General features: G+C 66.4%; 25 protein-coding genes. 19 read left to right on the forward strand and 6 right to left on the reverse strand.

What is annotated here, in order from left to right; genetic code table 11:
* Window positions 1–19: 19 nt before the first annotated feature.
* The 4 genes from Q0J57_RS02040 to epsC all read right to left on the reverse strand — a co-directional run bounded on the left by Q0J57_RS02040 (window position 20) and on the right by epsC (window position 4,492).
* On the reverse strand, window positions 20–1,324 hold the full coding sequence (locus Q0J57_RS02040; RefSeq protein WP_297216460.1) for an NCS2 family permease: 1,305 nt from the start codon (window positions 1,322–1,324) through the stop codon (window positions 20–22).
* 35 nt (window positions 1,325–1,359) lie between these two features.
* Entirely contained in the window at window positions 1,360–1,965 is a 606-nt protein-coding gene (locus tag Q0J57_RS02045) for a MarC family protein (RefSeq protein WP_297216463.1), read from the reverse strand.
* 167 nt (window positions 1,966–2,132) lie between these two features.
* A complete protein-coding gene (locus Q0J57_RS02050; RefSeq protein WP_297216467.1) occupies window positions 2,133–3,425 on the reverse strand; it encodes an amidohydrolase family protein in 1,293 nt (430 codons plus the stop codon).
* A gap of 155 nt (window positions 3,426–3,580) precedes the next feature.
* Window positions 3,581–4,492, reverse strand: a complete 912-nt coding sequence (gene epsC, locus Q0J57_RS02055) for a serine O-acetyltransferase EpsC (RefSeq protein ID WP_297216470.1) — start codon at window positions 4,490–4,492, stop codon at window positions 3,581–3,583.
* A gap of 147 nt (window positions 4,493–4,639) precedes the next feature.
* Between epsC and Q0J57_RS02060 the strand changes: the two genes are divergently transcribed.
* Window positions 4,640–5,572, forward strand: a complete 933-nt coding sequence (locus Q0J57_RS02060) for a phosphoglycerate dehydrogenase (protein WP_297216475.1) — start codon at window positions 4,640–4,642, stop codon at window positions 5,570–5,572.
* A gap of 365 nt (window positions 5,573–5,937) precedes the next feature.
* On the opposite strand, the gene Q0J57_RS02065 is transcribed toward Q0J57_RS02060, so the two are convergent.
* The gene (locus Q0J57_RS02065) at window positions 5,938–6,309 is read right to left on the reverse strand and encodes a NirD/YgiW/YdeI family stress tolerance protein (RefSeq protein ID WP_297216477.1); all 372 of its coding nucleotides are present in this window, start codon (window positions 6,307–6,309) and stop codon (window positions 5,938–5,940) included.
* A gap of 84 nt (window positions 6,310–6,393) precedes the next feature.
* On the opposite strand from Q0J57_RS02065, the gene Q0J57_RS02070 reads away from it, so the two are divergent.
* Window positions 6,394–6,606: a hypothetical protein gene (locus Q0J57_RS02070; protein ID WP_297216480.1), complete on the forward strand. Its 213-nt coding sequence runs from the start codon at window positions 6,394–6,396 to the stop codon at window positions 6,604–6,606.
* A gap of 127 nt (window positions 6,607–6,733) precedes the next feature.
* Here the strand turns inward: Q0J57_RS02070 and Q0J57_RS02075 are convergent, their stop codons facing one another.
* On the reverse strand, window positions 6,734–7,411 hold the full coding sequence (locus Q0J57_RS02075) for a S24 family peptidase (RefSeq protein ID WP_297216483.1): 678 nt from the start codon (window positions 7,409–7,411) through the stop codon (window positions 6,734–6,736).
* A 250-nt stretch (window positions 7,412–7,661) separates the two neighbouring features.
* Here Q0J57_RS02075 and Q0J57_RS02080 point away from each other — a divergent pair, with 250 nt between their 5' ends.
* The 17 genes from Q0J57_RS02080 (at window position 7,662) to Q0J57_RS02160 (ending at window position 20,046) form a co-directional block, all read left to right on the forward strand.
* Window positions 7,662–7,925 (forward strand): hypothetical protein, encoded by a 264-nt coding sequence (locus tag Q0J57_RS02080; RefSeq protein WP_297216487.1) that lies wholly within the window; start codon window positions 7,662–7,664, stop codon window positions 7,923–7,925.
* A complete protein-coding gene (locus tag Q0J57_RS02085) occupies window positions 7,912–8,541 on the forward strand; it encodes a Mor transcription activator family protein (protein ID WP_297216490.1) in 630 nt (209 codons plus the stop codon). Before Q0J57_RS02080 ends, Q0J57_RS02085 begins: the two co-directional genes overlap by 14 nt.
* Window positions 8,542–8,854: 313 nt before the next feature.
* Window positions 8,855–9,535: a glycosyl hydrolase 108 family protein gene (locus Q0J57_RS02090; RefSeq protein WP_297216493.1), complete on the forward strand. Its 681-nt coding sequence runs from the start codon at window positions 8,855–8,857 to the stop codon at window positions 9,533–9,535.
* A 2-nt stretch (window positions 9,536–9,537) separates the two neighbouring features.
* Window positions 9,538–9,843 carry a hypothetical protein gene (locus Q0J57_RS02095; RefSeq protein WP_297216496.1) on the forward strand — a complete coding sequence of 102 codons (306 nt, stop codon included), beginning with the start codon at window positions 9,538–9,540 and terminating at the stop codon, window positions 9,841–9,843.
* A gap of 14 nt (window positions 9,844–9,857) precedes the next feature.
* Window positions 9,858–10,250, forward strand: a complete 393-nt coding sequence (locus tag Q0J57_RS02100; protein ID WP_297216499.1) for a DUF2730 family protein — start codon at window positions 9,858–9,860, stop codon at window positions 10,248–10,250.
* Window positions 10,250–10,540, forward strand: a complete 291-nt coding sequence (locus Q0J57_RS02105) for a hypothetical protein (protein ID WP_297216501.1) — start codon at window positions 10,250–10,252, stop codon at window positions 10,538–10,540. The genes Q0J57_RS02100 and Q0J57_RS02105 overlap by 1 nt, the downstream gene beginning before the upstream one ends.
* A gap of 18 nt (window positions 10,541–10,558) precedes the next feature.
* Window positions 10,559–11,878, forward strand: a complete 1,320-nt coding sequence (locus Q0J57_RS02110; RefSeq protein ID WP_297216503.1) for a terminase family protein — start codon at window positions 10,559–10,561, stop codon at window positions 11,876–11,878.
* Between the two features lies 1 nt (window position 11,879).
* The gene (locus Q0J57_RS02115) at window positions 11,880–12,743 is read left to right on the forward strand and encodes an N-acetyltransferase (RefSeq protein ID WP_297216506.1); all 864 of its coding nucleotides are present in this window, start codon (window positions 11,880–11,882) and stop codon (window positions 12,741–12,743) included.
* Window position 12,744: 1 nt separating this feature from the next.
* Window positions 12,745–14,535 carry a portal protein gene (locus Q0J57_RS02120; protein WP_297216508.1) on the forward strand — a complete coding sequence of 597 codons (1,791 nt, stop codon included), beginning with the start codon at window positions 12,745–12,747 and terminating at the stop codon, window positions 14,533–14,535.
* Entirely contained in the window at window positions 14,528–14,866 is a 339-nt protein-coding gene (locus Q0J57_RS02125; RefSeq protein WP_297216512.1) for a hypothetical protein, read from the forward strand. The genes Q0J57_RS02120 and Q0J57_RS02125 overlap by 8 nt, the downstream gene beginning before the upstream one ends.
* On the forward strand, window positions 14,859–15,356 hold the full coding sequence (locus Q0J57_RS02130; RefSeq protein ID WP_297216515.1) for a hypothetical protein: 498 nt from the start codon (window positions 14,859–14,861) through the stop codon (window positions 15,354–15,356). The genes Q0J57_RS02125 and Q0J57_RS02130 overlap by 8 nt, the downstream gene beginning before the upstream one ends.
* Before the next feature lie 96 nt (window positions 15,357–15,452).
* Window positions 15,453–16,442, forward strand: a complete 990-nt coding sequence (locus Q0J57_RS02135) for a major capsid protein (protein ID WP_297216518.1) — start codon at window positions 15,453–15,455, stop codon at window positions 16,440–16,442.
* Between the two features lie 18 nt (window positions 16,443–16,460).
* The gene (locus Q0J57_RS02140; RefSeq protein ID WP_297216521.1) at window positions 16,461–16,892 is read left to right on the forward strand and encodes a hypothetical protein; all 432 of its coding nucleotides are present in this window, start codon (window positions 16,461–16,463) and stop codon (window positions 16,890–16,892) included.
* A gap of 55 nt (window positions 16,893–16,947) precedes the next feature.
* Entirely contained in the window at window positions 16,948–17,541 is a 594-nt protein-coding gene (locus Q0J57_RS02145; RefSeq protein ID WP_297216524.1) for a hypothetical protein, read from the forward strand.
* 17 nt (window positions 17,542–17,558) lie between these two features.
* A complete protein-coding gene (locus Q0J57_RS02150) occupies window positions 17,559–19,061 on the forward strand; it encodes a hypothetical protein (protein ID WP_297216527.1) in 1,503 nt (500 codons plus the stop codon).
* Window positions 19,062–19,063: 2 nt separating this feature from the next.
* The gene (locus Q0J57_RS02155; RefSeq protein WP_297216529.1) at window positions 19,064–19,738 is read left to right on the forward strand and encodes a hypothetical protein; all 675 of its coding nucleotides are present in this window, start codon (window positions 19,064–19,066) and stop codon (window positions 19,736–19,738) included.
* On the forward strand, window positions 19,738–20,046 hold the full coding sequence (locus tag Q0J57_RS02160) for a pseudouridine synthase (protein ID WP_363315448.1): 309 nt from the start codon (window positions 19,738–19,740) through the stop codon (window positions 20,044–20,046). Before Q0J57_RS02155 ends, Q0J57_RS02160 begins: the two co-directional genes overlap by 1 nt.
* The last annotated feature ends 1 nt before the right edge of the window (window position 20,047 follow it).

The following is a 20,047-nucleotide window of genomic DNA, read 5'->3' on the forward strand; positions in this document are numbered from 1 at the left end:
CGGCACAGCAGCACAGCCATCACAGACTCCGCAGCACGAAATTCACGGCAAAGCAGGCCGACACCACGTACATCACCGGGCTGACCTCGCGCCCCCGCCCGGTCAGCAGGCGCAGCACCGTAAAGCTGATGAAGCCGAAACCGAAGCCCGTGGCAATATTGAAGGTCAGCGGCATGGACAGAATGGTGAGAAAGGCCGGCAGGGCCACCGTGAAATCCTGAAAGCGGATGCGCACCACATCCTGCATCATGAGCGCACCCACCACAATGAGCACCGGCGCCGTGGCATAGCCCGGCACCACGCCCACCAGCGGGGTGAAGATGAGCGACAGGGCAAAGAGCGCGGCAATGACCACGGCCGTGAGGCCGGTGCGCCCCCCCTGCGCCACGCCGGCGGCGCATTCCAGATAGCTGGTGGCCGTGGTGGCGCCCAGCAGGGCGCTGCTCATGGTGCCGATGGAATCCGTCACCAGGGCGCGGTCCAGATTGTCGATGTGGCCGTCCTCGTGCATGAAGCCCGCCTTGCGGGCCAGACCGATGAGCACGCCCATATTGTCAAACAGGTCCACCATGGTCAGGGTGAAGATGATGGACAGCAGCCCGTGGTCCAGCGCGCCCCGGATATCCATCTGCAGAAAGGTCTCCGTGGGCAGCGGCAGGCTGGAGGAAACAAGGCTGCCCTCCGGCAGTTCGCTCACGCCCAGGGCCAGCCCCAGCACCGTGATGACAAGAATGCCCAGCACCATGGCCCCGGGCACATTGCGGGCCATGAGCGCCCCGATGAGAAAGACGCCGCCTGCGGCCAGCAGCGCGGGAGCGCTGCTCAGCTTGCCCAGAGCCACGAAGGTGGAAGGATCGGCCACCACAAGGCCGCAGTTCTTCATGCCGATGAAGGCAATGAATGCCCCGATGCCCACCACAATGGCATACTTGAGATCCATGGGCACGGCGTCGATGATCATCTGCCGCACGCGGGTCACCGTGAGCAGCAGAAAGATGACCCCGGAAATGAAGACCGCTCCCAGCCCCGTCTGCCAGGTATAGCCCGCAGGTCCGCAGACAAAATAGGCAAAGAAGGCCGTAATGCCCAGCCCGGGGGCCACCCCCACGGGAAAGCGCGCCCACAGGCCCATGATCAGGGTGATGATGATGGTCACCCAGATGGTGGCGGCCACCGCCGACTGATGGGGCATGCCGGCATCGGCCAGCATGCCCGGCACCACAAAGATGAGGTAGCACATGGCCATGAAGCTGGTCAGGCCGGCCAGACATTCCTGGCGGACGCTGGTTCCGTGGGCCGAGAGGTGAAAAAGGCGTTCCAGCATGGCTGATCGCTCCTTGCGCCGGAAGAACTCCGCAGCTAGTTGAAGAATGCCTGCATGCCGGTGAAGATGACCTGCGCCGCAATGGCGGCCAGCAGCAGACCGGTGAGCTTGGACAGTACGGCAATGCCGGTCTTGTGCAGCACGCGCTCCACACTGTGCGACATGAGCAGCATGAGAAAGATGCCCGTGGCCGCAAGCAGCAGGGAAAAAACGCCCACCAGCATTTCCCGCAGGGTATTGGCCGATGCGCCGATGACCATGATGGCGCCGATGGAGGCCGGCCCCATGCACAGGGGAATGGCCAGCGGCACCACGCTGATGTCGCCCTCCTTCTGGGTGTGGGCATCGTCCTTTTCCTCTCCCATGAGGGAAACGGCCGTCAGGAAGAGCAGCACCCCGGAGCCGATGCGGAAGGCATCCAGCGTAAAGCCGAACAGGGCAAAGATATGCGAGCCGAAAAGATAGAGCACCAGGCCGATGATGAAGGCCGCGACGGACGTCTTGATGGCCGTGGCGGTCTTGCGCCGCCGGTCATAGTCCCGTGTGCCGCTGATGAAGGCGCTGAGCACGGCGGGAGGGGTCATCATGGCATAGATCTTGATTGTGGTGCTGATGACTTCGCTGATGATGTTCTGGTCCATGAAACTATCCTTCCGGCAGGAAATGGCGAAAGCGCGCCCCCGAGAACCGGGGGACGATTCCCACGAGCGGAGGCATGACCGCGGGCTGGATCGGGCAGCTCCCAACGGCGCGCCCAAAATGACAAGGCCGCGTTATACGCGGCCCTGCCCCGTCTGCCAAGTCAAAATTATGCCGTTTCCCTGCCGGAAAGCCAGTGGCCCGTGGCCTCACCTTCCCGGGGCAGCCAGCGGCCGTTTTCCACCAGCGGACGACCGCGCAGCCAGACCGCGCGCGGCCAGCCGCGCACGCTTGTTCCCTCAAAGGGCGTATAATCCCCCTGATGCAAACGCCGCGCCGTGAGCAGGCGCTCTTCCCGCGGGTCCAGCAGGCAGATATCCGCATCAAAGCCCGGCGCCACATTGCCCTTACACCGGTCAAGACCGAGAAAACGGGCCGGAGCCGTGCTCAGGCACTCCACAAAGCGCGGCAGGGGCAGCCGCCCCTTGAGCACGCCTTCGGAAAACAGCAGGGGCAGGCGCGTTTCCACGCCGGGCGCTCCGGAAGGACAGTCAAAGGCGCAGGTGCTCCCTTCTGCCCACTTGCGTTCAAACGTGCAGTCATGATGATCAGAAGCCACCCAGGCAAGGCTGCCCCGGGCCAGCGCCTCCCAGAGGTGACGCGCCTCGCCGGCCGGCCGCAACGGCGGACGCATGACATATTTGAGTCCTTCGGCCGCGCCTTCTTCGTAGGCCGATTCGTCCAGCAGCAGATACTGCGGGCAGGTGGCTCCCTCCGCGTCCTGTCCCCGGGCACGGGCCGCTTCCAGCGCCTCAAGACCGCCCCGGGACGCCAGCGGGGCCACCACCATGCGGCAGCCGGCGGCGCGGGCCAGGGTCAGCCCCAGACGCACGGCCTCCTCTTCCGCATAGGCCGGATGGGCCAGCGGCCAGGACGGAACGCGGGTCTGTCCGCTTTCCCGCAGGGCGCATTCCAGCATCTGCGTCACGGAAGGCATTTCCGGACGCAGCAGCACCGTGGCTTCCTCCCGGGCCGCATCCCGCAGCAGGGCCGCTGCCCTGCCCGGAAACATGCCGCAGCCGGGGTCCAGACTGATCACGGCATGGCCACCGGCAGGCAGGGGCCTGTCCTCCGTGCCGCACGCTGCCGGCAGGCGGACCATGTCCACGGCGGGAGCGCTTCCGGCAGGGGCCTGCGCCTCTTGGCGGCTCACCCAGCCAAGGCAGGTGGTTCCGCCAAAGGCGGCAGCCCTGCCCGTTTCCTCCAGTCCTTCCGGCGCACAGCATACCTGGGCATCCACTGCCCCGGGCAGCACATAGCAGCCGGCGGCATCCACCACCGTGGCATTGTCCACGGGCAGATGTTCCGCCATTTCCGTGATCCGGCCGTCTTCAAAGGCCAGGTCCGCGGCAAAAACACCATCCGGGCGCACCACAGTGCCCCCCTGAAGTACCGTTCGCATCAGCAACCTCCTTGCCGCGGGCAGACCGGGGGCAGGCTACCAGCCCTGCCCCGCGCCCACGCCCGTTTGCACCTGACCGCGGGCCGTGACCTGCGTTCCGCAGGCAGCCAGCAAAAGCGACAGGCACATGACCACGGCCAGCAGCATACGCATGGCTAGCTCGGCCTTTCCTGCGTGATTCTGGCCCCGGCGGGCACATTTTCGGTAATCCAGACATTGCCGCCGATGACGGCCCCCCGCCCCACGGTGATACGGCCCAGAATGGTGGCCCCTGCATAGACCGTCACATTGTCTTCCAGGATGGGATGACGGGCAATGCCCTTGGTCAGGGTGCCGTCCTCGTTCTTGGGAAAGGACAGGGCGCCCAGGGTCACCCCCTGATAGATGCGGCAGCTGCGCCCGATGATGCAGGTTTCGCCAATGACCACGCCGGTGCCGTGGTCAATGAAGAAGTCCTCGCCAATGGTGGCGCCGGGGTGAATATCGATCCCCGTGCGGGAGTGGGCCATTTCCGAAATGATGCGTGGAATCAGCGGCACCTTGAGCGCGTAGAGTTCATGGGCGATGCGGTGATGCAGCATGGCCAGCATGGAGGGATAGCAGAAGATGGTCTCGCCGGGACTGGTGGCTGCGGGGTCCCCTTCGTAGGCGGCCTGCGCGTCACCGGCCAGCAGAAAGCGGATGTGCGGCAGCTTTTCCAGAAAGGCCAGGGCCAGTTCCCGGCTCTGGGCGCGGCAGTCTTCGCAGGCACCCTTCTCGCCCTGACAGGAAAAACAGATGCCACAGCGTATCTGCCCGGCCAGCAGGCGGTACAGGCTGTCAAGATTGGCCGAAAGATGGTAGTGCAGAGACTCCCACACCGGTTCCACCCCAAAATACCCCGGAAAAATGGCGGCGCTGAGACGCTCCATCACCTCGCGCAGCACGTCCAGCGACGGCATGGGCGCCCCCTGTTCCGGGCGCGTATGCCAGACCCGGGACAGAGATTCCTTGTGGCAGAGCTGCTCCACCACCTTGTCCATGCGCTGTACTGCCGGCGCGGGTGCCGAAAGATGCTTGTCATTCATGGGCGCATTCCTTGCAATGTTTCGCGCAGTGTACACGCGGGAAGCCCGGCCCGCAATCTCCGCACGCAACTTTCCCCCGGGCGGGACCGATTGACAAATCCCGCCGGTCCAGTAGGCTGCTGCCAATTCCTGCAAGGAGTCTGCATTATGAACGTACTCGTGACCCCGCGATCCTTCGGCAAGACCGATCCTTCCCTTTTCGAGCGCCTGCGCGCGGCGGGTCTTACCGTCACGCGCAATGACACCGGCAGCGTGCTGGACGCCGCCACCATGCGCCGCCTGCTGGCCGACTGCGAGGGCCTCATTGTGGGCGTGGACCCGGTGACCGCCGATGTGCTGGACGCCGCCCCCAGGCTGCGCGCCGTGGCCAAATACGGCGTGGGCGTGGACAATATCGATCTGGAAGCCTGTGCGGCGCGGGGCATTGCCGTGTCCCGCACGCTGGGCGCCCCCACCCAGGCCGTGGCAGACTATGCCCTGGCCCTCATGCTGGCCGTGGCCCGCAAGGTCACGCTCATTGACCGCCGCTGCCGCAGCCGGGACTGGAGCAAGATCACCAGCGTGGACTTGTACGGCAAGACCCTGGGCATCATCGGTCTGGGCGCCATCGGCAAGGCCGTGGCCAAGCGGGCGCAGGGCTTTTCCATGCGCATCCTGGCCCATGACATATACTGGGACGATGCCTATGCCGCCCAGAACGGCATCGAACGGGCGGACATGGACCGCATCTGCGCCGAGGCGGATGTCATCAGCCTGCATACCCTGCTGGACGACAGCACCCGGCACTGCATCAATGCCGCCCGGCTGGCCAGCATGAAACCCACGGCCATCCTCATCAATACAGCCCGGGGCGAGCTGGTGGACAATGCCGCCCTGCTGGATGCCCTGCGTGAAGGGCGCATCTATGGTGCCGGTCTGGATGTTTTCGAACAGGAACCGCCTGTGGATGATGCCTGGTACACGCTGGACAATCTGGTCATGGGGTCCCACTGCTCCTCCTCCACCCGGGGAGCCACGGAAACCATGGGACATATGGCTGTGGACAATCTGCTGCGCGACCTGGGCCTGTCACAGGCCTAGGGCACTGCCGGCATCACAGCCCTCTTTCAGGGGAAGGGAAAACGCCCGCCGCCAGCGCGGACGGGCGCGCCCTTCCCCTGTTCCTTTCCTGCGCATTTTTTCAGGAAACGGCACAGCCACGGTGCCGCCCGGCGGGCCAGCCCGGAATCATATGCGGCAGCGCAGCATAAAAGGCGCGCAGGGGACAGCGCGGGAGCGCCGTCCCCCATCCTGGACGCCAGCAGGCCCTGCCCGCAGCGGCATGCCGGACCGCTCTTTTCGCGCGCCGCCCTGTGCGCCCCTGCATATGACTGCATGATATGAAAGGAGCCGCTGCCCCGGGACGGGACGGCGGCTCCTTGTCTGTGCATGCCGAGGCAGGATGCCTAGTTGAGGATTTCCATCATCTTGACGTCGATCTTCATCTGCTCGAACATTTCCTTGTCCACCTTGCCGGACAGGCGCACCGTATTCTGCGGCGTCACCACGCGGCCATGGAACAGTTCATCATCAATATCCACCAGAATCTCGCCCGTCTTGTCACGGAAGGTGTACTTGTCGTCCGTGCCCACCATGCGGGCCATGATGTTGCCGGTAAGCACCACAGGCGCATCATCCGCAGCCTTGAGGGCTTCGGCCACGGTGGTGCTGCCCGCACCGGCCGTGGGTCCCTGGAAACCGCCGGTCACCGCGGGAGCCGCCAGCACCGGCGAGGCGAGCGTCAGCACAAGAAGAGAGGCGAGAAGCGTCTTTTTCATGGATAATTCTCCTTTATTTGCAAGCATTCCTGACAGATGAGGGCAAGACTTGCCCCCGGAAGCGCCTGCTGCTATGCTGCCCGCATGAAGGAACTCGATCCCCACACCATCCGTCCCTGTCTGGCCTGCGGCGGCACTGATGTCCATCTGGAATCCATGCGCCCACCGGGCCGGCGTGAGGATGTCTGGCGCGTTGTCTGCGCCTGCGGACAAACCTCACAGCAGTGGTCTGTCTCGCGGGGGGCCGCCATCCGGGCGTGGAACCGCAACCTTGGCAGCGAGGGACACCATCGCTAGCCTGCGTCCGGCCACTATGGCGGTGCAGTATCGTTCTCCGACGGGATGTACAGCAGTGTACTTCGCGTCCTGTCTGCTTATTGAGAATAAGGACCAGTAGGTATGCTGTCAAGCAAGAGTCCGCCGGCTATTCCAGTTCCCGTCCCACCCATACCGCCCGCCCCACCAGACGTACCAGGTCCCCCAGCTGATCCCGCGTATCGGCCTCGATGGGCGGATAGGCCGGATTCACGCTGCTGAGGATAAGGCGGCCAGGCATGGCATTGACGATCTTCAGATAGATCATGTCCTCCACGCTGACGGCAAAGATGCGTCCGGGCACCGGCTCACACTGGCTCTGATCGATGAGCACCACATCATTGTGCAGAATGCGCGGCTGCATGCTGTCGCCGGAGACTCGCAGCAGGGCCATGCGGGACGGATTGCCCTTGCGCCGCAGAAAATCATACCGGAAGGCATAGTGCCGCAGCACCTCGCCGCTGGTCTCCAGGCTGCCCGTTCCGGCGGAAAGACGGGCCTCCACCAGCGGCACCATGACCAGCTCCGCTTCTTCGGCGCAAAAGCTCCCCTCCGGCTGCCCCCGGCCCGCCAGCAGCCAGTCCAGCGAACAACGCAACGCCGTGGACAGACGCACAGCCAGCTCGCCCTTGGGCATCTGGCCGCGCTCGTACTGCTGCATGGTCGTCAGACTCACCCCTACCCGGCTGGCCAGCTCCTGCTTGTGCAGCCCCAGCGCCGTGCGCCGCATGCGCAGGCGTCCCGCAAAGCCCTCCCCCATGCCCCTGCCGATCCTGCCTTCCGTCATTTTTCCTCCAATAAAATTCGCCGCTTGCAGAAAATAAAAGAAAAGTTGCACATTTTTCTTTTGAGTTTTTCTAGAAAACATGTAAACAAATACATGTTTTACGAAAAGCCTAGCCAAGAACGGCAGTACGCGCAAGGAAAAAACAAGGCGATACCAGGTGATTCCCCGTAGCTTCGTGCCCTGGCTGCTGTTCTTGCCTGACACAAAACTTTCATGCTGCAAACGGTTTTCCGATTGCAAGGGAGGAAAGATGCTGCCTTTGCCCTATCATCTGGACGTGGTCTGCCGGGTTCTTGAGGGCCTGGACCACCAGGGGGAACATCGTGCACCGGTGATTGCGCTGGCCGCCTGCCACCTGCGCCTGCTGGCCCTGCTCAGCCGTAGCCGCGCCATGGGCGGCAGCCCGGGTGCGGCGCTTCCGCCAGCCACCGGCCGGGTGGACAGCCCTCTGCGGCAGGCCGCAGCGCCTGCCCGCAACCTCATTGCCGATGGAGGGTGCCATGTGCTGCAATGACCGCCTGCTTCTTCCGGGAAAAAGCCCGGCACGTCCCCGGACGCATGCCGCGTCCGGCACGGCGCGTCCGGCACGCGGGGGCGGAGCCGGCAGCCGCCCCTCGGCCAGCGGGCAGCCGCCGGAGCTGCCCCTGCCGTCATCTGCCCTTGCCCCGTCGCAGGCCCCTGACCAGCAGCAGGTATGGCAGGCCCTGCGCCGCAGGCTCAGCCCCAATGCCCGGCTCATTCTGCACGTCCTGCAGGACGATGGGGCGGCCTTTACCCGCCTGCTGCGCACCTGTGGCGGCCAGGCCCTGCGCATTCCCCGCCGCCTGCCCCCGGAGCAGCACGCCCTGCGCCGCGCCCTGGGGACGGACATCCTGCAACGCCTCATGACGGTCTTTGGCGGCACCACGGTCTATGTTCCGCGCTGCCGCCATCTGCTGGCGGCCCTGCATCGCCAGAACCTCATTGCCCGCTTTGAACGGTATACCGCCAGCGGCCTTTCCAGCGGCGCCGCCGTGCGCTGTCTGGCCGGGGAAGCCGCCTGCAGCGAGCGGCGCATCTGGCAGATACTCAAGACCTGCGACAGCCTGCCCCCGGAAGCCCGCTTTCTTCCCGACATGCTGAAGCGCTGACACGCTGTCGCGTGCGGGCATGCGGCCCTTTCTCCCGCCTGATCCCTTCCGCACCCTTCCTGAAAACCGTCTGACAACGCCCGGTATCTTTCCCGTGAAAGGCCGGGCGTTTTGTCGTGCCCGTCAGGGTGGCGCGCCCTTCTTGCTTCCTTCCCGCGCCGCTCCCGCCGGCCGCCCTCCCGGAAACCCCCGGCCGGCGCCGTCTTTTCCTGTCTGAAAGATTTCAGTCTTACGGCAGAGGCCCGTTGGGGCATGGTGTCGTCACGGCGCACGGCAGCAGGCCGCGCCCGCAGACCACACAAGGAGAATCCCCATGTCTTCCGCCTTTGCTCTTGCCCATGCCTTTACCGCCCACTGGGAGGGCGGCCTCGTGGATCATCCCGCTGATCCCGGCGGCATCACCCGCTACGGCGTTTCCTTCCGCTGGGTGCAGGACCTGGCCGACGAAGCCCGGCAGCGCTGTCTGCGGCAGGCCCGGCGCTGCCCCTCGTGCAGCCTGCGCGGGACATCCCGCTGCCAGGCCTTTGCCCTGGACATGGATATGGACGGCGACATCGATGCCGACGATATCCGCGCCTGTACCCGGGAACAGGCGGCTGCCCTGTTCAAGACCCATTTCTGGGACGCCCTGTCCTGCCAGGACCTGCCGCTGCCGCTGGCCGTGGTGCTGTATGACGGCGCGGTGAACATGGGGCCGGCCAGGGCCGTGCGTCAGTTGCAGCAGGCCCTCAATCTGGTGGGCGAGGCCCGCCTGGACCACTTCACCCCCCTGGAGGAGGACGGCCTCATGGGACCGCTGACCCTGGAAATGGCCCGCACCATGGCGGAAAGCGATCTGCATGACTATACCGCCCGTCAGGTCCTGCGCCAGCGCGATGCCTTTTACCGGGAACTGGCGGCACGCCGACCGTCCATGCAGGTCTTTCTGCGCGGCTGGCGCAATCGGGTGGCGGCCCTCGGGCAGTATCTGGCCCGTCTGGAACGGGAGAACTAGCCATGTGGACCCTGCTTACCCGTTCGCTGAATACCCTGGGCCGCGGTCTGGGCAGGCTGCTCGGCCATGATGCCCGTCAGGCCCAGATTCAGGCCCGTCTCAATGAGCAGGAGATCGAGGGCGCTCCCCCAAGCCTGCTGCGCCTCTGGCGCGCCTTTCTGGGCTGGATGCTGACCCTGCTCTTCGGCTGGGAGGTGCTGGGACGAATGGTGCTCATCCCCCTGCTGGCGCCGCAGTGGCTGCCCGCCCTGCCGCCGTCCACCCTTGACCAGATCATGCGCCTGCTGCTGGGCATGCTGGGACTGTAAACAGGAGACTGCCCATGCCCTCCCCCCTCTTTCCCGTTCTTGTGGCGCCGCTGCTGGTGCTGGCGGTTCAGGCCGCCGCGCTCTGGGGCCTCTGGAGCCTGCGCCGGGCCTTTGTGCGCCAGGAAGACCTGAATACCTGTCAGGAGCAGCAAAAGCGGCGTGAGCGGCTGCTGCAACGGCGTCTGCTTCTGCTGGAGCAGGAGGTCCGGCATCTGCCCACCCAGGAACGGCTCCACCATCTTCAGGCCGACATTGCCGCCCTGCGCGGGGACATCATGACCCTTCATGCCCGCATGGGCGGGCTGGAACAGCTGCTGGAACGTCTGGAGCGGCATCTGGAACGGCAGGAAGACCGCCTGTCGCCCCCGGACCTGCCCAGAACAGGCCCGCTGCGGGGGAATGCCTGATGCCCCGCGCTCCCCGCCGCAGCCCTGCGCTCACGCCGGAAGCCGACGACATGGCCCAAAGCCTGCGCCGCCGCCTGCTGGCCCTGACCCAAAGGCTGGATGCGGCCGACGTTTCCGACAAGGGCATCGACATGATCAAGGAAATCCGCGAGCTGCATGCCCTGCTCTGTGCCCTGCGCGGAGACGCTCCGCCGCAACCGCCCCCGCCGCTGGTGGTGAGCTGGCGCGATCCCGCGCCCCCCGCCACCGGCCCGGAAGTGCCGCCGCCCCCGCCGTCTCCCGCATCCTGACAGTCACACGAGGTCACCATGTGTCCAGTCATTCCCTACAGCCCCCGACCGTTGCAGTGGCAGTTTCATGCCCAGCGCAGCCGCTTCTGCGTCCTGCTCTGCCACCGGCGCTTCGGCAAGACCGTGGCGGCCATTAACGACCTTTTGCGCGAGGCCCTGCGCTCCGGCCGGAATGACTGGCGCGCCGTCTATGCCGCCCCCTATCTGGGGCAGGCCAAGGCCGTGGCCTGGGACTACCTGCGCCGCTTTGCCGGCGCCGTGCCGGGAACCCGCTTTCTGGAAAGCGAGCTGCGCTGCGACCTGCCCACGGGCGCCCGTATCCGCCTGCTCGGCATGGACAATGCCCACGCCCTGCGCGGTCTCTACCTGGACGACATTGTTCTGGATGAACCGGCCGACATGCCCCGCAGCGTCTGGTCCCAGGTCATCCGGCCCATGCTGGCCGACCGGCAGGGGCGCGCCCTGTTCTGCGGCACTCCCCACGGTACGGACAATCTGCTGTTCGATGTCTGGCAGCAGGCCGGCAGGGAAGGCGCAGCCGGCGGCTGGAGCCGTTTCCGCTTTCCGGCCTCGCAAACCGGCTATCTGCCCGCCGCCGAGCTGGAAGCTGCCCGCCGCAGCATGGACGAGGACGAATACCGGCAGGAATTCGAATGCTCCTTCAGCGCCGCGCTGCGCGGCAGCTATTATGCCCCCCTGCTGGAGCAGGCCGAGCGGGAAGGGCGTGTGGGCACGGTGCCCCCTTCGCCGGACCTGCCCGTGCATACGGCCTGGGACCTGGGCATGGATGACGCCACGGCCATCTGGTTCTTTCAGGTGGAGCCGGGAGGCGGCTGGCGCGTGCTGGACTACTACGCGGCAGATGGCGAGGGTCTGGGCCATTATGCCCGTGTGCTGGAGGCCAAGGCCCGCCCGGCGGGCAGTGCCGGCATCCTGCCGGGGCGCGGCTTCCGCTATGGGCAGCATCTGGCTCCGCACGACATCCGCGTGCGCGAGCTGGGCACAGGCCAGAGCCGTCAGGAAAGTGCCGCCGCCCTGGGCATCCGCTTTCATCTGGCGCCCTCCCTGCCCGTAGCCGACGGTATCGACGCCGTGCGCCGCCTGCTGCCCCGCTGCTGGTTTGATGCCACCCACTGCGGCCCCGGTCTTCAGGCCCTGCGCACCTACCGCCGCCGCTGGCAGCCCCGGCAGGAGCAGTTCGGCAGCGGCCCCCTGCACGATGCCAGCAGTCACGCGGCCGATGCCTTCCGCTACGCGGCCACGGGCTGGCGCCCCCCTGTGGACATGCGTACCGCCCCCCGGCGCGCCCGTACCCGCTACGACATCTTTGGAGACTGATATGCCCATCGACTATGCCTACCGCCCCGTAACCCTGCCGGGCGAGCGCGATGCCCTCTTCTTCCGCATGCGCGATGAAGGGCTGCTGCCCTGGGCCATGTATGCCCTTGCCCGTCCCGGCCTGCGCCACTGGCGCCGGCTGACCCAGCCGCGTCAGGGCCTTCTGCTGGTCTGCGAGGCGAGCACCGCCGCAACGCCCCCTGCCCGCGGCACGGCCCTGGGCGACAGCGCCGCCCCGCCCCTGACCGATACCCGCGCCATCCGGGCCATGGGCCTGTTCAGCGGCTGGCGCGGCAGGGTGGCGGAATTCGATTTCACGGTATTCCGCCCCCATTTTTCCGAAGCCGTGCCCATGGCCCTGGGCGCCTTCCACTGGATGTTCAGCCATACCCGCGTCTCGGCCATCATGGGCCTGTGCCCGGCAAGCAACCGCCATGCCTGGCGGCTGGCCACGGCCTGCGGCTTCCGCCTGCTGGCCCGCCTGCCCCAGGCCTGCCATCTGGCCCGCCGGCAGTGCCATGTGGACGGCATGCTGGTCTGCTGCACGCCCGACAGCCTGAAGAACGCCGCACACAGCGCCGGCCGGAAGGGCGGCCAGCCGGCAACGCGGACGCCCCTGTCATCTGCAACCATCACCCCCCGGGAGGACATCATGGGATTCGGAGGAAGTTCCACCCCCAGCGTACCGGCCGTGACGCCTGCGCCCAAGCAGGAAGTACAGAAACCCGTTACCGAAGCGGCCACTGCCGCCCGCCAAAGCCAGAAGGACAAGGCCGCCAAGGCTGCGGGCATTCGCGGGTCCATCTATACGGACCCGCTGCGCCGGCAGTCGGAAACGAACGGCAAGACCCTGCTGGGGCAGTAGCATGGACGTGCTGCTGCGGGGCGGTCCGCCCCCTTTTCCCCGCCGGCCGGAGGACAACGCCCCACCGCAGGCCAATATGGCCGCCCTGGCCCGGCGCTGGCACGCCCTGCTGGAACGCCGCGCCCCGTGGGACACGGCCTGGCAGAGTCTGGCAGAGCATTTTCTGCCCACACGCTGCCGCCTGAACCCGCAGGAGGAAAGCCGCCCCCTGCTCAATCACCGTCTGGTGGACGCCACGGGGATTCTGGCCATGCGCACGCTGGCTGCCGGCCTGCAGGGCGGCATGACCAGCCCGGCGCGCCAGTGGTTCCGCCTGTCCCTGGACGATGCCGACCTGGCCGACAGCCGTGCCGGACAGCTGTATCTGGACGAGGTGGAACGCCGCATGCGGGTGCTGTTTCAGCGGTCCAATTTCTATAACGCCATGCACACCCTCTATGCCCAGCTGGGCACCTTTGGGACAGCCTTTCTCTTTGAACTGGCCGATCCCCGGCACGGCTTCCGCTTTCTGCCGCTCTGCGCAGGGGAATACGCGCTGGATACGGATGCCGGCCGCCGCGTGGACACGGTTTTTCGGCGCAGCGCCATGAGCCTGCGTCAGCTGGAAGAGGTCTTCGGCCTGGCGGCCCTGCCGGAAAACCTGCGCCGGGCGGTCCGCCGTACACCAGACCTGCGCCGCACCGTGGTGCATGCCGTCTTTCCGCGCCGTCATGGCAGGCCCGGACTGCTGGCGCCGCATTGTCTGCCCGTGGCCTCCGTTCACTGGCTGGAAGGCCAGGAAGGCCAGGCCGTGCCCCTGCGCATTTCCGGCTTTCAGGACTTTCCCGGCTTCGGGCCGCGCTGGGACGTGGCAGGCAATGACGTTTACGGCCGCTCGCCGGCCATGGATGCCCTGCCGGACTGCCGCATGCTGCAACAGATGGGCATTACCACGCTCAAGGCCATCCACAAGGCCGTGGACCCGCCCATGAGCGTTTCTGCCGGCCTCCGGGCCGTGGGCCTGGACCTGACGCCGGGCGGCATCAATTACGTGGACAGCCTGCCCGGCCAGAGTCCGCTGGCTGCTACGCCGCTGCTCCAGCTCAAACCCGATCTGGCCCAGTCCCGTCAGGCCATGCAGGCCGTTCAGGAACAGATCCGGGCCGGCCTGTACAATGACCTCTTCCGGCTCATTCTGGAAGGCCGCTCCAAGGTCACGGCCAGTGAAATCGCGGCCCGGGAGGAGGAAAAGATGGTGCTCATCGGTCCGGTGCTGGAACGCCTGCATGACGAGCTGCTCATACCGCTCATGGACAGGACCTTTGCCCTCATGCAGCGGCTGGACATGCTGCCCCCCTGTCCGCCGGAACTGCGGGGCCGCCGGCTGAAGGTGGAATTTGTCTCCCTGCTGGCCCAGGCCCAGAAGCTGGTGGGCAGCGGCGCCACCCAGCACTATCTGGACCTGACCCTGCGCGCCGCTTCCGCCTGGCCCGAAGCCCTGGACAGCGTCAACGTGGACCACCTGCTGGACCAGTATGCCCGCGACCTGGGGCTGCCCGTTCACCTTACCCGCTCCCTGGAGGAGCGGCAGGCCCTGCGCCTGAGCCGAAGCAGGGAGCAGCAGCAGGACAGCCTGCTGCAACAGGTGGAACGCGTGGTGGACATGGGCAAGACGCTCTCCCAGAGCGAAGTGACCCTGAACGGGCAGAAGCGCTCCCTGCTGGACGGACTGGGCATGGCCCTGGAGCGCCTGGCCATGCCCCGGACCGGGGCGGCTGCCGTGCCCGCCGGAGAGGAGCCCCCCCATGCCTGACGTCCATACCACTCCCCTGTCCTGTCCGCCGCTGGACGAGACGCCCGCCGGGACCTCCCGGACGGCAGAGGCAGAGGCACTGCGGGCCGTTCTGAAGCACTGCGCCGGAGACCTCATGGACAGCCCGACAGGCCGGACCTTTCTGCGCTGGCTGCTCAGCGCCTGCCACTGCTTTGATGCCTGTGACCCCGGGCCGGCAACCTGCACGGCCCAGCTTCATGCCCGCGAAGGGCGCCGCGTGCTCGGCCTGCACCTGCTGCGTCTGGTGCAGACGGCCCGGCCCCGGCGCGTGGCGCAACTTCTCAGCCCGGAGGAACTGCCCCATGTCTGAACAGGACTCCCTTACCCCGGAACACGCTTCCCCCGCCGGGGACAGCCTGCCCCTGCCCCCTTTTCTGCCCGGCACGGAAACGCCCCCGTCTGCCGGCAATCCTGATACGCCGCCCCTGTCCGGCAGCCCGGAAGGCACCCCGCCCGCCGGCACGGAGCAGACGCAGACAGGGCAGGACCTTCTGCGGCAGCAGTGGCAGGAGCAGGTGGCTCGCTGGCGGCAGGAGGTGGCCGATGACCCCGAACTGGGCGGCGATCATCTGCCCGGCATGGTGGCCCGTGCCCAGCTGGCCCTGGACCGCTTTGATACGGACAGGACCATCGGCCGCCTGCTGGAGGAAAGCGGCTACGGCAACCATCCGGCCGTCATCCGCTTCTTTACCCGCGTGGCCGATGCCCTGGCAGAAGACAGCCTGCCTGCCTCGCGTCCTGATGCGGCCCTGCCGCCGCTGGAGGAACGCATGTATGCCGGCTGGAGTTCGCGCGCCTAGGCCGGTTTCTGACGCTTACGGGCGCGGCAGACAGCCGTTTTTCCGCTGCTGCCCCTTTTTCCGCTACCCCCTTCACCCTCATCCCCCGGAGGTTTCATGTCCTCTTCGCTCGGTTTTGTGGTCACTCTGGCCGAAATGGAACAGTTCTATCGCGGAGACAAGGCCGGACAGATCATCGAACTCATGAACCGCACCAATGACATCATGGACGACGTGCCATGGATGGAGGCCAATCAGTCCGACGGCCACCTTACCCGCATCCGCACCGGCCTGCCCGCCGTCTACTGGCGGCGTCTCTATCAGGGTACGCCGCCGGCCAAATCCCAGTGGTCGCAGGTCAAGGAGGGCTGCGGCATCCTGGAAGCCATCATGGAACTGGATGTGGAGGAACTGCGCCTCTATGGCAGCCGCGACAGGGCCTTTCGCATGAGCGAGGGCATCGCCTTTGCCGAGGCCATGCGTCAGAAGGTGGCCTCCACTCTCTTCTATGGCGACAGCAATGTGAATCCCGATGCCTTCAACGGCCTGGCCATGCGCTATCCGGCCAAAGATGCCCAAAACGTGCTGGATGCGGGCGGCACGGACGAAAACGGCTGCACCTCGCTCTGGCTGGTGGCCTGGGGGGCGCAGTCCGTGCACGGCATCTATCCCAAGGACAGCACCGGCGGCCTTTCCCACGAGGACCTGCATACCTATATGGCGCAGGATGAAAACGGCCGGAAATATCAGGTCACGGGCGACAAGTACAACTGGCGCTGCGGCCTGGCCGTGCGTGACTGGCGGGCCGTGGTGCGCATCGCCAATCTGCCCGTGGCCGCGCTGGACAGGCGCAAGGGCGAGGACGGCTTTGTGGACCTGCAAAAGCTGACCATCGAAGCCAAGAACCGCATGCCCCAGCATCTGCGCCAGAAGGCCATCTGGTACGGCAATGCCGACGTGCTCACGGCCCTGGAACTCCAGAATTCCGATGCCGGCCAGGTGCAGCTGCACTACGGCGAATTCTTTGCCGCCCAGGCCGTACCCGTGCTGCATGGCCGTCCGGTGCGCCAGTGCGATGCCATTGTTTCCACGGAAAACCCCGTCTAGCCCCCACAGGAGGTATTCATGGCCATCATCGACAGCACGTCCGTCTTTTTCGAGGGGCCGCTCACGGCCGAAAGCCACAGCCGCGCCGTGCCTCTTACCGCCCTGCGTCTGCCCGGCCGCATGGAACCCATCCCCCTGCGCATCAGCGTCACCGAAGCCTTCAAGGCTGACGAGCTGAGCAGCCTGGCCCTTACCCTTCAGGAAGCCGATAGTCCCGACGGCCCGTGGACCGATGTGCCGGACACGGCCCTGCACATTGACGGCACGGCCCTGGCCGCCACGGCGCGCATCGGCTGGCGCCACGTTCCCCAGGGGGTGCGCAAATGCTGGCTGCGCCTGCACCTTGTGCCCACCGCCCAGGCCTCCCAGAGTGTGACCACGGGCCGGCTCTTTGCCGCCCTGACCCGTGAGGAAGACCTGCCCTACGAACCTGCCCTGCAGGTACGCTGATTCCCTGCCCTGCGGGGATGGCCCCGGCCATCCCCGCCCGTATCAAGGAGACCCTGTGCAAACCATACATCAGATCAGCATCTGGAACCGCGCCCTGGGCTTTCTGGGAACCCGCAGCGTGGCCTCGGAGCAGGAAAAAACGCCGGAAGCCGCGCAATGCGCCCTGTACTGGGACAACGCCAGGCGACAGGTGCTGCGGGACTTTCCCTGGCCCTTTGCCCAGCGCCGGGCCTGGCTGGCACGCCTTGCCCTGCCAGACGGCTACGAACAGGAATGGCGCTTTGCCTACGCCCTGCCCGAAAACTGCCTCAAGGCGCACGAGGTCCGCCACGAGGGTCTGCACCGGCGGCCCTTTGCCCTGGCCCGTCACGCGGACAGCGAAGACATGATGCTGCTTACCGATGCCGCCCGCGCCCTGCTGCTCTATACCGAGGATGTGGTCAACTGCCGCCTGTACGACGACCTCTTTGCCCACATGCTGGCCCGAAAGCTGGCGGCGCTCATTGCCGTTCCCCTGCTCAAGAACAATCACACCAAGGTCAGCGAGCTGGAACAGCTCTATGCGGCCAGTTTGCCGCAGGCCCGGCAGGCGGCTGTCAGCGAAGCGCTGGAACGCCCGCGGCCCGACAGCTGGCTGGCTGTCCGCTAATCATCCAAGGAGATGCCATGACCCTGCCCTACAGCGTCAGCCGTGCCCGCTATCTCGGCAATGGCACGGCCACGGTCTTTCCCTTTTCCTTCAAAGTCTGGAAAACCTCGCAGCTGGAGGTCACCCTCACCGCGCCGGACGGCAGCAGCCAGCAGGCCCGGGGCTGGACGGCCCAGCTCAGCGCCGAAGGCGGTTCCGTCACCTATCTGCACAACGGCGCTCCCCTGCCCGAGGGCTGGCAGCTGGCCATCGTGCGCAATATGCCCTTTACGCAGGATATCGACCTGGTAAGCGCCACGCGCTTTGATCCCGGCGTCATGGAGGACGGCCTGGACCAGGCCGCCGCCGAACGCCAGCAGCTGCTGGAACAGCTGTCCCGGGCGGTCATCCTGCCGCCTACCAGCGAACAGCGCCCGGCAGACATGGCGCAGGAGCTTTTGCAGGCACGGGATGACGCTGTGAGCAATGCCGGTTCAGCTGCTGGCAGCGCGACTAGCGCGGCAGACAGTGCCGCCAGGGCAGAGAGCAGCGAGCAGGCTGCCGCCGCCTCGGCAGACGCGGCGGCCCGGAGTCAGGAAGACGCCGCCGCCAGTGCCGACGCCGCTGCCCGGAGCGCCACAGCCGCCGGCCAGAGCGCGGAGGCCGCGGCAGAAAGCGAGGGCAGGGCCGCCGGGAGCGCCGCGTCCATCCTGGCATTGAAGGTCCAGGTGACCACGCTTTCTCCCGGTCTGCCTGCCAGCGCGGACTATGACCCGGCAACGGGCATCCTGCATCTGGGTCTTCCCAAGGGAGATTCCGGGGCCGCAGCCATTGCCACGCCTACGAGCCTGGGCAGCGTCAAACCCCAGACCGGCGATGACGACGGCCTGGAGCTGGACGCAGACGGCACCCTGCGGGTGCGGCAGGCCGGAGCCACGCAGCGCGGCAGCGTGCTGGCCAGCACCACGGCGCAGGCCGGGGCTGTGCCCATGGCCGATGCAGACGGCGCGCTGGATGAAAGCTGGGTGCCCAAACCGGACGCCTGGGACAGCTTTCCGCCCTTTGTGCCGGTTCCGGTGTGGGGCGTGACCTTTGGCGGCAGCGACGGCCGGCGCGCCATCCTGCCCGGCGAGAGCGCCGCCCGCGAGGAATGGGTCAAATGCGACGGCGGCAGCGACGGCAAAGGCGGCACGGTGCCGGACCTGGCTGGCCGCTATGTGCGCGGTGCCAGCGACACGGAGGCGGAAGGGACCAAGGGCGGTTCGGAAACCTTCTCCGCCACACTGTCCGGCACTACCGGCGCAACGACCCTGAGCACGGCACAGATGCCGAGTCATAACCATCAGCTTGCGGGACAGAATTATGGCGATACCTCGGACCTGAACGCTGTTGAAGCCAGGCACGGTAGGGTATCGAGTTGGGGCGGATACACAGCGGCGACAGGAAGCGGTCAGGCGCATACACATCCGCTTTCCGGTACGGCCGAAGGCACGAATCTAGACCCGTATATTGCCATGCACGTTATCATGAAGGTGGTGTAATCATGCAGGAACATATTACGGTCATTCCTGATGACCAGAGTATCATTGTGGATGGCGAGGCGCTGCACCTTGCCTTCAGCACACCGGACGGCCTGCATGCCCTGCAATGGCATGGCGGGTCTGGGCATACGGAGTGGGCGGACGGCCCCAATCAGCCCTTGACAGCTGCGGACTACGACGACCAGGTGGCTCCTTATGTGGCTCTGTGGCAGGCGGAAAAAGACCGGCTGGCCGCCGAAGCTGCGGCTGCGGCCACCGAGTACAACAGCCTTGAAAACGTCAGGGCACGCAAGCTGGCTGCCATTGATGCCGAAACTTCGGCCGCCATCATGGCCGGTTTTGCCTGCGAGTCCACGCCGCCGGATACGGGGCAGCCGGAGCTGCTGCATTTCTCGTATGACGAGTTTGACCAGCAGAACTTTGCCGACGCGGCCCTGTCCATGCAGCTGGCCACAGCAGCCGGCGGCGGCATCCCCACGTCCACGCCGTGGAACGCCTACCGCAAGCACACGGCGGACAGCAAGGGCGAGCTGGTCATCCTGAACCTGACGGCCCAAACCTTCCTGCCCATCTATGCCGCTGCCCTGAACCACAAGGCCTCGAAGATGGCTGAGGGCGGACAGCGCAAGGCCGCCGCGGCCGCCGCGCAGACCGTGGAAGAGCTGGAGGCCATCTGATGACCCGCCGGGAGATTCTCCGTCACAACGCCTGGCAGGCCGTGGTCTCGCTGGACCAGGTGCTGCACTGTCTGGGCGGTCTCATGGCGGCGCTGCTGCTGACCTGTGTGCCGGGGGCAAATCTGCCTATTGTCTGGGCGGACGAGACGCTGAGCAGCCGTTGCTGGCGCTGGCACGTGGCCGGGGTGCGACACTGGCCCTGCCGCTGGCTGGACAGGCTGGCCGCCCTGTTTGGCGACAGGGAACACTGCCGAAAGTCCTATGAAAGCGAGCGCACCGGCAGGCAGCTGCCGCCGGAACTGCGCTGAG

Source organism: uncultured Desulfovibrio sp. (assembly GCF_944324505.1).
Taxonomy (GTDB): domain Bacteria; phylum Desulfobacterota; class Desulfovibrionia; order Desulfovibrionales; family Desulfovibrionaceae; genus Desulfovibrio.